The organism is Paenibacillus sp. BSR1-1, assembly GCF_030403775.1.
Taxonomy (GTDB): Bacteria; Bacillota; Bacilli; order Bacillales; family Cytobacillaceae; genus Neobacillus.
In genome coordinates this window covers 92,854-105,192 of the sequence record NZ_JAQMWQ010000007.1, presented here as the reverse complement: position 1 = coordinate 105,192, position 12,339 = coordinate 92,854, and the positions used below count along the sequence as shown (strand labels likewise).

Annotated in this window: 8 protein-coding genes; all 8 read left to right on the top strand. The window is 31.7% G+C overall.

The genetic code is table 11. The annotated features are described in order from the left end of the window. Positions 1-18 precede the first annotated feature (18 nt). Positions 19-441: a hypothetical protein gene (locus PH210_RS13360; protein ID WP_289986038.1), complete on the top strand. Its 423-nt coding sequence runs from the start codon at positions 19-21 to the stop codon at positions 439-441. Between the two features lie 213 nt (positions 442-654). Then, on the top strand, positions 655-2,094 hold the full coding sequence (locus PH210_RS13355) for an SIR2 family protein (protein WP_289986037.1): 1,440 nt from the start codon (positions 655-657) through the stop codon (positions 2,092-2,094). 59 nt (positions 2,095-2,153) lie between these two features. Continuing rightward, the gene (locus PH210_RS13350; protein ID WP_289986036.1) at positions 2,154-2,645 is read left to right on the top strand and encodes a TIR domain-containing protein; all 492 of its coding nucleotides are present in this window, start codon (positions 2,154-2,156) and stop codon (positions 2,643-2,645) included. Between the two features lie 391 nt (positions 2,646-3,036). Next, complete coding sequence (locus tag PH210_RS13345) at positions 3,037-4,773, top strand: ATP-dependent nuclease (protein ID WP_289986035.1); 1,737 nt, start codon at positions 3,037-3,039, stop codon at positions 4,771-4,773. Positions 4,774-5,301: 528 nt separating this feature from the next. Beyond that, positions 5,302-7,065, top strand: a complete 1,764-nt coding sequence (locus PH210_RS13340) for a DNA cytosine methyltransferase (protein WP_289986034.1) — start codon at positions 5,302-5,304, stop codon at positions 7,063-7,065. A 99-nt stretch (positions 7,066-7,164) separates the two neighbouring features. After that, positions 7,165-8,649: an ATP-binding protein gene (locus PH210_RS13335; protein WP_289986033.1), complete on the top strand. Its 1,485-nt coding sequence runs from the start codon at positions 7,165-7,167 to the stop codon at positions 8,647-8,649. Further along, entirely contained in the window at positions 8,630-11,323 is a 2,694-nt protein-coding gene (locus tag PH210_RS13330; protein WP_289986031.1) for a Z1 domain-containing protein, read from the top strand. Before PH210_RS13335 ends, PH210_RS13330 begins: the two co-directional genes overlap by 20 nt. Further along, positions 11,316-12,335, top strand: coding sequence for a PD-(D/E)XK motif protein (locus PH210_RS13325; protein WP_289986029.1), 1,020 nt, complete (start codon positions 11,316-11,318; stop codon positions 12,333-12,335). Before PH210_RS13330 ends, PH210_RS13325 begins: the two co-directional genes overlap by 8 nt. The last annotated feature ends 4 nt before the right edge of the window (positions 12,336-12,339 follow it).

The following is a 12,339-nucleotide window of genomic DNA, read 5'->3' as shown; positions in this document are numbered from 1 at the left end:
GAAAGTTGGAATTATCTAATGGCGCTATTTACTGAAAATGATTTACTTAATAAATCTTATAAAACAATTCAAAAAAGCTATAGCTTTAATGAAAATTTAGAAGCAAAAAAACTGTTAGAACAAGCATCTAATAACTTCCCTAAAGAAAAAACATATGATATTTTTTTATCCCATAGTTTCCTAGATGCAAGAAAGATTTTGGGTTTAAAAAATTTTATTGAGGAACTGGGTTATTCAGTGTATGTTGACTGGATAGAAGATAATCAATTAGACCGTTCTAAAGTTTCAAAAGAAACTGCTGATGTATTAAGGACACGTATGCAAAATTGTAAGTCGCTATTTTTCGCAGTATCTGAGAACTCTGATAATTCCAGTGGATGCCTTGGGAATTGGGATACTTCGATGGTATTAAACAAAAGGTTGCAATTTTGCCTATTTTAAAGAGTAGTTACGATGACAATTATAATGGACAAGAGTATTTGGGTTTATATCCATATGTCGCAAAAGGAACAATAAAGAATACAAATAATGAAGCGCTTTGGATTCATAATTCTAAAGACCAATATGTCCAACTAAAAAATTGGTTACAAGGTCGTGGAATTTATCACATAGTTAAAGGATATGAAATTTAAATATCAGGGAGATGGATACTGAATGTTTAATGCTAAGATAAGGGAGTTTATAAGAACTTATGTTAAAGCAATTAGTGAATCGAACGTTGCTGTTTTTGCTGGGGCAGGTTTATCTCAGCCTGCTGGTTATGTCAACTGGAAGGAATTAATGCGAGAAATTGCTGAGGACATTGAACTAAATATTGACTTGGAGTCAGATTTAATAGCCTTAGCTCAATATCATGTTAATGAATTTGATGGTAGAGGGAAAATTAATCAAATACTAATTGAAGAGTTTACCAAGAATGCTCAAATTACAGAGAACCATAAAATCTTATCTCGTTTACCAATCAAAACATTCTGGACAACCAACTATGATAAATTAATTGAAGCAAGCTTGGAATCAAATAATAAGAAAGTTGACACAAAAATAGTCCCTGAAAATTTAGGACATACAGCACAAAATACTGATGCAATTGTTTACAAAATGCATGGGGATATTACTTTAGCCCATGAAGCTGTTTTAACTAAGGACGATTACGAGGGGTATGACCTAAAACGCAAATTATTTAGTACAGCGCTGCAAGGAGACTTAGTTTCCAAAACATTTCTTTTCATAGGATTTAGTTTTGATGATCCGAATTTATCTTATATCCTTAGCAGGATCCGAATTCTATTAGGTGAAAATTCAAGAAATCATTACTGTTTTATGAAAAAGGTAAATAGAGTTGATTATACAACCGATGATGATTTTCGTTATGCTGAAATAAAACAAGAGTTAAAGATAAAAGACCTTAAACGTTATAGAATAAATGTACTTTTAGTAGATGAGTATCAAGATATCACATTGATATTGCAGCACGTCGAGAACATTGTAAAAAGAAAAAATATTTTTATATCTGGTAGTGCAATTGAATATGGACATTGGAGTGAAGCAGGTGCTTTTAAATTCACTTCAAATTTGAGTAGGGCAATTATTAAGAATAGAAATAACATTGTATCTGGATTTGGGTTAGGAATTGGAAGTTGTATTATATCTGGTGCCTTGGAGGAGTTATATGAAAGGAATGAAAACAAGATAGAGGAAAGATTAAAGCTGAGACCATTCCCTCAAAATACGGTTGGTAGAATACCACTGAATGATTTGTGGACTAAATATCGCACTGAAATGATGGAAAATGTCGGTATCTCTATATTTGTTTTTGGAAATAAGGAAGACAAAGAGACTGGTAAAATTACTTTAGCGAACGGAATGATTGAAGAGTTTAATATAGCTATAGACAACGGTATCATTCCTATACCGGTCGGAGCAACTGGCTTTACAGCTGAGAACTTATGGAAAACAGTAATGGATGACTTTGATAGATATGTAGGAATAGAGTCATTAAAACAATTGTATATTAATTTGAATAATCATGAGAAACAGCCTGAAGAATTAATTGAGGTGGTTTTGTACATAGTTAACGAATTAATTAAACATTAATAACTTTCTATTTATAAAGAGGGCACTTTTTAACAAAAATATTTTTGGAGGATTATTGGATGGGAAGGAAAGTATTTTTTAGCTTTCATTACAATGAGGATAATTGGCGTGCGGCACAGGTAAGAAATATGGGGGTAGTTGAAGGAAATACACCTATTAGGGATAATAATTGGGAAGAGGTAAAGCGGAAAGGTGATTCGGAAATTAAGAAGTGGATAGATAATCAATTGCATGGATCTTCATGTACAGTTGTATTGGTAGGGGAGAAAACAGCAGGTAGGAAATGGATAAAATATGAAATTCAAAGGTCATGGGAGCTTGGAAAAGGAGTAGTTGGAATTCGTATTCATAACTTAAAGAATAAAGACGGTGAACAATCTCCTTTAGGAAGGAATCCGTTCGATGATTTTACTTTCAATGAAGAACCATTCTCCAAAGTGGTGAAACTTTATAATCCACCATATAAGGTAAGCACTAATATATATAATAATATAAAGGAAAATATCGAAGAATTAGTTGAGCAGGCAATCAAAACAAGAAAACGTTATTAGTGTTGTAATCTAAAGACAGTCTAAAATAATTTGAAGCTAGCCAAAATTATATCTTATTATTTTTGTATTTTTGAATGTTTTTTTTTGAGAAAAATAGTTTTATAATCCGGAGCACTTCCATACCTAACAAATGAATTGAATCAAATAATTAAGAGTGCGAAAACAGTCATTATCGTACTCTTATATTTTAAAATTTAGTATATTATTTAAATGCTTAATTAATGTTTGGGCTATAGAGTACATATGTAGTTGCTTAATCAAAAAAATTTAGGTGATAGAACAAAGGAATCTATCTTTAAAAAATCCTTTAATTGGAAATCGTTTAATTAATCCTGTAATTGACTATCTTACACAAAATTATCAGGTTATAAAACATAGGAGTGAATGCGTATTGTTTCTTAGTGAAGTCACTATAAAAGGCTGGAAGTCTTTTAATAGAAATGAAGGGTTTGTTTTAGAGGACTTAAAGCCAATTAACATTTTAATAGGACCAAATAATATTGGTAAAAGTAATTTTATGAAATACTTACATGACCTGATGCTACGTTTTTCTGTTACATCAGAAAATCTTAGTTCAGATACTTACATAGAGTGGCTGGATAATGTTCAGACACAAAAGATTTCCCGGACTAATAGGTGGGGATTCAATGGCTATGTATATAGCAAATTGAAATTTCGTAGTAGTGTATTAGGAGATGATAAAGAAGATTTGTTGATTTCTCTAGTACATGGGTACAGTAAAAATGTAATATCTTTAACTAATACTTCTGGTAAAAAGCGAGCTAACTCTTATAGTGCATTTAAGGTGTGTAATCAGATTTTTAATTCATTCGACTTAGTACATAGTATTAGAGATGCTGATGTTAGTAGGGAATCCAAGAAACCAGTGGGCTACGATGGAAGTAGTTTTATAAGACAATTAGAAGAACTACATTCCAACAATCATTTAATAAAACTATCAGAATTATTATCATATATTCTTAATGAAAGAATAATTGTGGAAATATTTAACAATAGGGTTAATATAAAGCAAAATAGGTTCATGGATGAAGTTGATTCATTGGAGTTAACTGAACACATTGGTACTGGAGTTTCAGAAGTATTGATGATATTAACGTTATTAGAATTTAGAAGAATGAATAACAAGCCTTTAATATTTCTATTGGAGGAACCTGAATTACATATACATCCAACAATGTTAATAAGATTAATGGATCTAATCAATAAGAGATATACAAAATTCCAATTCTTTATTACAACACACTCTAATGTATTAATTGATCAACTAGATACTAACTGTGGTTTGTATAGGCTTTCTAAAAATGATGATGGATCTTCTAAAGTAGAGAAATGTACTAATTCTTTAATGATACAAAGAAACTTATTAGATGATTTAGGCGTGACACCAGCTCAGCTATTATTGAGTAATTTAGTTATATGGATTGAAGGTCCTAGTGATAGGATATATATTAAAAAATGGATTGAAGATAATATTCCAGGTGGATATAAGATTAAAGAAGGTAAACATTACAGATTCCAGATGTATGGAGGATCTAATTTAACTCATTATGGTATAGATGAAGAAGACTTAGTTGATATTTTTACTTCAAGCAGCTACTCAATAATTGTTTGCGATAAAGATTTACCTGATGATAAATTAAAGAAAGCAGTAAATAACCTAAAGGATAAAATAGATTCAGATATAGAAATAAAGAAGAGAGTATTTCTTTGGATTACCGAGGGTAAAGAGATTGAAAATTATGTCCCTCATGATTGTTTTATTAATGCAATGCCAAGTCTACGTCAAAGAATAAACACTGCCTCAGGACCAATATATGTTCAAATAAAAAATCCTAAATCCTTAAATTTTAATGCTAAACCAGAATATGAATTTGATGTATTCTTCTCTAATTTATTTGTTAGGTCAGACGGCAAACGTATGAAAAAGGAATTCAAAAACAGAATTAAAAGAGGCCTATCTAGCAATAAAACAGATGTAGCGATAGAGGTACTAAAACATTGGCAATTAAGTTATTATGATAAAGAAAATTTTTTATTTGACATTGCAAGTTGTATTAATATGATTATTAAGACAAGTAATCTAAAAACTTCAAATTGTGATGATTAAGGCTTGCTATTACAATAAAAGCATAAAAGTATAAAGAAAAAAGAGTGAGAAAATCCATTATTGCACTCTTTTGGCAATTTAGTTGATTTTATACAACAGTAATGATGTAATGTTAATTTTGTCAAAACCAGCTGAAGGTAATTATGGATAAAAGTAATAGAAGTAAGACTGGACTTGAAGAAAACTTAATACGAATTAGTGATAATACAGTTCGTTCGATTGCTCTTCATTAAAAGGAATGAAGCAAGAGGATATATCAAAAAGATTATGTATTCCTAACTAGTATAAGTGCCTGTGTCACCACCCACATTCTGTTGAATTCTTCGACATTATTCGGGACGTAACTGGCACTTTATTTAATAAAGAAAAAAGTGGTGGAAATGCAACCACTTCGAACAAGTATGAGAGTTGGTATTAAATTTTCCTAAATAAAGCACTTGATTAAAGACTTGATTTGGTTTATGCTGCTTAAGTAGGGATAGTGAAGGAACGTACATTCCCCTTATTTGAACCAGGAGATGAATTATTATGGATGTTTCAAAACCAAAAATTAAATTACTCGATTTATTTGCGGGGGCTGGGGGCTTAAGCAATGGTTTTGAACAGACTGGATGTTTTGAAGTAGCTGGTGCTATAGAGATTAATAAGGCTGCACAAAAAACATATATTAGAAACCATAATAATAATGAAAGTATTATTATTAAGACCCAGGAACATGGAGAAAGTGATATAACTAAAATAGACTTTAGAAAAGTTATACAAGAACGAAAATTAGCAACTCAGAAATTGGTTGTAATCGGAGGACCGCCTTGCCAAGGATTTTCTAATGCTAATAGACAAAAGAATTATTTAATTTCAGGTAATAATCAACTCGTAAAAGAGTTTGCGCGTGCTATAGATGAAGTAAGACCTGAAGCTTTTTTAATGGAAAATGTTAAAACTATGAATTCATCTACTCATAAGTTTTTTGTAACAGAGCATCTAGATGATTATACTTATGCTTATAGCTCAGAGCAACATTTAAAGGAAATTAATGATTCTGATGAACCGTTTTGGAAAACGGATCAGTTAATTTTACTTGAAACAGATAGAGTAGGATATAATGAATTAATTCATCGAATCATTGAAATAGGAAATGTTAATCCACTAATCATAAGTGAAGAAGGGCTTTCAAGAATAAGAAGTGTTGTACGGAAGTTAAAGAAAAAAACACTTTATAATCCAACCTCAATAAAAGAAAAGAAAGAAATATTTGAGATAAAACAGATTATAAATTCGCTTTCAGAATATGAATTTGGGAAGCTAAGTACTGAAGAATGTCTGAAGGATATAGTGGATAGAGCTATTCAAACATTTAATGCAATAGCCGAATGTAAGAATACTGACAACAAAAATATGTTGAACAATCTTCAAGGTCTTATTGAGATAAATCAGTTATTAAGATTTTTGAAAGAAATTAAAGATGAAAAAATCCTGTTGTTTGGAAAACCAAAAGTGCTTGTTGATAAAAATTTAAAAGTAGTCGTTGATGTTATGTCTTATAACATTGTTGTCTATTTAGAAAAGTTCTTTAATCATTTAGGATACAACATAACTTCTGGAACTGTTCATTCTAATCATTTTTTTGTTCCTCAAAAACGCCAAAGGTTTATGATCTTGGGTTTGAAATCAAGCTCAACTGATTGTAAGAAAATTGTATTCCCAAAAAAATACACTGAAAAGGATTTTACTGTTAAGGATGCAATTAGTGATCTAGAAAATATTGAGCCTATTCAGAGCATTGATGAAAGTGGTCTATTGTATGATGTTAAACTCAATAAAACAGTAATGCAAAACTATTATAGATCAGGTAACGAAGAAAATTTTATTTATAATCATATCAATACTGCCAGTGAGCCGCTAAGTAAACAAAGATTTGAAGAAATAAAGAAAAGTGAAGGAAAAAATTTCCATAGTTTATCCCAAGAGCTTCAAGAAGTATCTTACACGGATGCATCTAGGACTCAAAATACCGTCTATCTAAGATTAGATTATGATGCTCCTTCACCAACAGTAATCAATGTTCGAAAATCTATGTGGCAGCATCCGACAAAAGCAGTTGCCATTAGTATAAGAGAGGCCGCCAGATTACAATCTTTTAAAGATAATTATATATTTAAAGGGACTAAGGATAAACAATATCAACAAATCGGTAATGCTGTGCCCCCATTAATGGCTAGGGCAATGGCTGAACAGATTCTGTTTTATTTAGGGGAAAAACCAAATATATATTTAAAAGATGAATTTTTATAGGACAAAAGCAGCAATCCACTGGAATGGGTTGCTGTTTTTTCTTTGTCAATTTGTTAGAATGATATAAAGTAAAAAAAAGTAAAAAAACTAGGTGAAAATATGGATACAATTAATACACGTCCCTCTGCAGCTCCTGTGATTCAAGCTCTTAGAAGTATTGGTTATAATTCACAAACAGCAATTGCCGATATTGTTGATAATAGTATTGATGCAAAAACAAATTCTATCAATATAGAATTTGAATATGATCTGGGAAACGGTTTTATAAGAATAGAAGATAACGGAATAGGAATGACAGAGGAAGAATTGCAAAAAGCGATGACAATTGGTTCAAAGGATCCTAGAGAACAGAGAGCTAAGGAAGAACTAGGGCGATTTGGAATGGGGTTAAAAACAGCGTCATTTTCTATGGGGAAAAGATTATGTGTTATTACCAAAAAGGATGGACTAGTTTCTGAGCGTTGTTGGGATTTAGATTATGTTAGTAATAAAAATGAATGGCTCCTGTATAAAACTATTCCTAGTGAAATAAGAGATAAAATCGGACAACCAGAGGGAAATAGCGGAACCATTGTTTTTATTGATAAACTGGACCGATTTTGTGGTTTTGGTACTCAAAAAGTCTTGAAACAAGATAGCTATTATTCCAAAGTAAAACGTATACAAAAATATTTAGAAATGGTCTTTCATGTGAAACTAGAGAATGGCTTAATAATGACGATTAACGGTAATAGTTTATACCCTTGGAATCCATTTCTAGAAGGAAATCCAAGGCGGATTGAAGGAGAAGAGCAGGTAATTAGAATTAACAAAAAGCTAGTAAGAATTACTCCATATGTATTACCTCATCCAAGTGCATTTAATCAAGTGGATTACAAATATACTGGTGGAATAAAAGGATGGAACGATCAGCAAGGCTTTTATATTTATAGAGAAAATCGCATGGTTAGCTTTGGTGATTGGTTTGGTATGTTTCCTAAGGATGCTGCATCCCAACTCGTTAGAATAAAAATTGAATTTACAAATGATGCTGATGATGATTGGAAAATTGATGTTAAGAAATCTACAATAACTATTCCTGAAGGTGCAAAACAAGATTTGTATGGGGTTGCAAAATATTATAGGCAAGTATCACAAGAAATAATGTTATATCGTACAAAAGCAACCCGAACAGGCGGGAAAATAAAAGGAACCTTAAATACTTGGGAGCTTGCAACCGACGACATAAATAGTGCCTACGTCTTAAATAGAACACACCCTGTATTAAATGAAATCCTTAAGGCTGTTGATACAGATGTACGAAAGAAAATTAACTTATACCTTAAATTGGTTGAATTAGGTTCACCTAATAACCTATTAAAAACTTCCAATATGGCCAAAAAAGATGGGCAGCAAATTGATGAAAAATCGAGGAAATTAGTAATCGATTATGCGGAAATTTTATTTAGCGCCGGGTTTGAATTGGATATTGAAAAAGTTGCCGAAACAATCTCTATAATGGCTGGATTTGAAGGCATAGAGATTTCTACAATTAAAACCATCATTGAGAAAGAAGTGAACATAAATGTATCAAGTAATACGTGAGGAATACCTAGGTACAGTTGATAATTTATATACAGCCTTTAAGAATTCTGGTTTTGATAATCCGTTAGATGCAGCAATGGAAAATGCTAAGGAAAAGATAATTAAGGATTATGGTGATATTGATTCAAAAGTTTGGGAGAGCCTATCTCTTGAGGCTTTTTCAAAATATGGTTCGATAAATGTACGAAAAGCTAATTCAATAAGAAGTCATGATAACATTCCTTGGTTCGAAGATAGGCACCCGACTTACTCATATTTCTGGCCAAGATATGAAAAGTATCTAACAGAGATTAAGGAATGGTCACGCGATACAGTAGAAACTATTGATGACACTACTAATGAAATTTTAAAAAGCATTGGAAATCCTAAAAGTGGACAAGAATTTGATAAAAGAGGTTTAGTTTTAGGGCATGTACAATCAGGTAAAACAGCGAATTTTACGGGGTTAATTAACAAAGCTTTTGATGTTGGGTACAAATTAGTAATAGTTTTGGCCGGTATGCATAATGATTTACGTTCTCAAACGCAATTACGTTTAGAACGAGAGGTAATTGGAACGGTTGATAGCATAACTGGTGAAAAAAAAGGTGTTGCACTTGTTAAAACTGGTGGAACGCAAATCGAGACTTGGACCACCGTGCAGGATGACATTTCTGCTAGTAATGCTATCGGTATTAAAAATTTAGATAAACCAATTTTATTAGTTGTAAAGAAGCAAAAAGATGTACTTCCCGCATTAATTGATTTATTAAGAAACAGTATTAAGCATTCGGAGATCAGCCCACCAGTTTTAATCGTAGATGATGAGGCAGACCAAGCTAGTGTTGACGCTTCAGGGAAAAATACCGATAATCCTACTAAAATTAATAAGTTTATTAGAGATCTGTTGAGTCTTTTTAATCAAAAATCATATGTTGGGTATACAGCTACACCGTTTGCTAATCTATTAATAAAAGCTGATGCAAATCATGATGAGGTAGGAAAGGATTTATATCCAAAAGATTTTGTTATTGCATTGCCTAAACCAGATGGTTATTGTGGGCCTGATGAATATTTTAATACTACGGGTTATACAGAAGACAATAAACCGATGTTCATTAGGTACTTAGGTTTAGATGATATTACTATACTTGATAAATTGAGAACAAAAGATGATGCTGGGCTATTTACAGAAGTTCCTAAGTCCATGCAGGAAGCCATACTAGCATTTTTACTTTCGGTTGCAATTAGGAATTTAAGAGGTCAGATTGGTGATCATAATTCAATGTTGATACATTCATCAAGACTTACAGATGTTCAGGACACAATGTGTATTGTAATAAAAGAGTTCTATAAGAAATTATCCAACGATTTACTGTACAATTCAAAAAGTGAGTATATAACCCAGCTTAAAAATCTATATGAAGAAGATTTTATTGAAGTGCAAAAAAGCTTCGAACCTTCAAAACATTTAGGTGAATTTGCATGGGAAGAAATCTATAAACAAATTAAATTAATAGTAGGCAAGATTGAAGTAATGGAGATAAACGGAGAGAGTGAAGATGCCCTTGAATATGATAAATTCAAAGAAAGCGGACTAAATGTTATTGCAATTGGCGGAAATAAATTATCGCGTGGGTTAACCTTAGAGGGCTTAACGATTTCATATTATTATCGTGGTAGTTCAATGTATGATACGCTCATGCAGATGGGGCGTTGGTTCGGCTTCCGAAATGGGTATATGGACCTGTGTCGAATATATACAAGTGAAGACATTGCTGAAAACTTCGAATATCTTGCTGTTGTTATGAGTGAATTAAGAGTAGAGTTTGAAAAAATTGCAAAAGAGGGTTTAACACCAGAAGAATATGCGGTTAAAATGAAAACACATAACACTATGACAGTTACGAGTCCAGCAAAAATGGGGACGGCTGAGTCTCCTATTTCCTATACGGGAACGATGCAACAAACACGGAGCTTTGAAAAAAATAAGGAATTCTTTATAAATAATATGGAGGCTACGGTCGAATTTATTAATAGTATTGAACAACAATTTAAAACGAGTATTACTGGCACTAAATATCATATTTCTAAAAATATTCCTAGCCAAATTATTATTGATTTCTTAAAAAAATATAGGACTATTTCTTCTGCAAGAATTGTTAATAGCAAAAAAATCACAGATTATATTTATAACATGAATAAAAAGAACATGTTAGAAAAATTTAATGTTGCTGTTGTGGATGTGACAAACAGTACACTAAAAAGCCAAAAGGCAATAGATAATGGGATTACTAAATGGAAAGTAAATTTAGGTAAAATACAGATTGAAAGCGCGGTAATTCGTAGTATGGATCAGGATAAAAGTAAAGGAATTGGTGTCGTAGACTTAGGTGCTATAGTTGCAGCAAATCAAGAATTTATTGATATTGAAAATCGATCGGCCGATAAAAAAGCAAATATAGAGCAGAGAGCAAATGATAACCCGCTAATTTTAGTTTATCCATTACATCCGCAAGTCAAATCGTTTAGGAAATTAAATATAGATTTTAATGAGAATCTTGTTCCGATTGGGTTAGCATTCTCATTTCCAGATATTGTAGAAGTACCAGTTATTGATTCAAAGGGGAGAGTAATGAAAGAAGGAGATTATATATACAACAATACGGTTGGTAAGGGTGGCTCTAATGATTAATATCTCAGAAAGATTCAGATTACTAATTGAACAATCGAAAAATGAGGAATCAGAAGATATTTATCGCTTAGAACCAATTTACTTTCAAGAGCCATTTTTATTAATTGGTATTGATTTACTTAATCTGCAGCGGCGTATTTATATAGATATTACAGGTGAAAATTGGGAAGATGATCAATTAAAGTCTTTCCCAAAATGGCGGGGAATTGACATAGGCCAAGAATATTTTTCACAAGTAGGTCCATTAAAAGAAAAGAATTTTTTAGTAATCTCTCAAATAGTAGAGGATAGTGAAGAGATTTTTGAAAGGGTGCTGCAAAGTTTAGTAGACCATATATTAATGAAAGAAGAGTTGTCACTTTATACAGTAGTATATAAAGTTTTAGACCGATGGCATAACTTTTTCAAGAGAAAATGGGATACTAAATTAACAATTGAAGAGGAATTGGGATTATTCGGTGAGCTTTATTATATTAATAAATGGCTTGAATTTTTTCCGCAAGAGCCACCATTGATCATTAAAGATTGGAAAGGTCCCTTAAAAAACCGGATTGATTTTGTAACTAAAAATAGTGGAGTAGAAATTAAGACAGTAACGCCTAAAATAAGAGAAGAAATTAAAATTTCAAATGAAAAGCAGCTAGAAATTAATCCAGTTATAGATACATTGTTTTTATACGTATTAAAGGTTGAGGTAAATGATACCACAGGTAAATCTCTTCAAAGTATGATAGAAACAATAGAAGAACAGCTCGTTAATAGAGCGCCGTCTTTGGCAGTGAAATTTAAGGATTTACTATTGGAGGCTGGCGTAATAAGTGATGATTATGATAAAAACTATTTCTATGTACATGAGGAATTAGGGTATATTGCAACTGAGGAATTTCCTAAACTTACTTCGAAAAACTTGCCTACTGGTATAAACAATGTTTCATACTCTATTGATCTGTCACATTGTAAAAGTTTTAAGGTTCCATTAGATAATGTATTCAATTTGAATAAACAAGGATGATCCA

Bases quoted from the DNA above. Each gene is read 5' to 3' on its own strand.
- PH210_RS13360 (WP_289986038.1), top strand. From the start codon at position 19: ATGGCGCTATTTACTGAAAATGATTTACTTAATAAATCTTATAAAACA.
- PH210_RS13355 (WP_289986037.1), top strand. From the start codon at position 655: ATGTTTAATGCTAAGATAAGGGAGTTTATAAGAACTTATGTTAAAGCA.
- PH210_RS13350 (WP_289986036.1), top strand. From the start codon at position 2,154: ATGGGAAGGAAAGTATTTTTTAGCTTTCATTACAATGAGGATAATTGG.
- PH210_RS13340 (WP_289986034.1), top strand. From the start codon at position 5,302: ATGGATGTTTCAAAACCAAAAATTAAATTACTCGATTTATTTGCGGGG.
- PH210_RS13335 (WP_289986033.1), top strand. From the start codon at position 7,165: ATGGATACAATTAATACACGTCCCTCTGCAGCTCCTGTGATTCAAGCT.
- PH210_RS13330 (WP_289986031.1), top strand. From the start codon at position 8,630: ATGTATCAAGTAATACGTGAGGAATACCTAGGTACAGTTGATAATTTA.
- PH210_RS13325 (WP_289986029.1), top strand. From the start codon at position 11,316: ATGATTAATATCTCAGAAAGATTCAGATTACTAATTGAACAATCGAAA.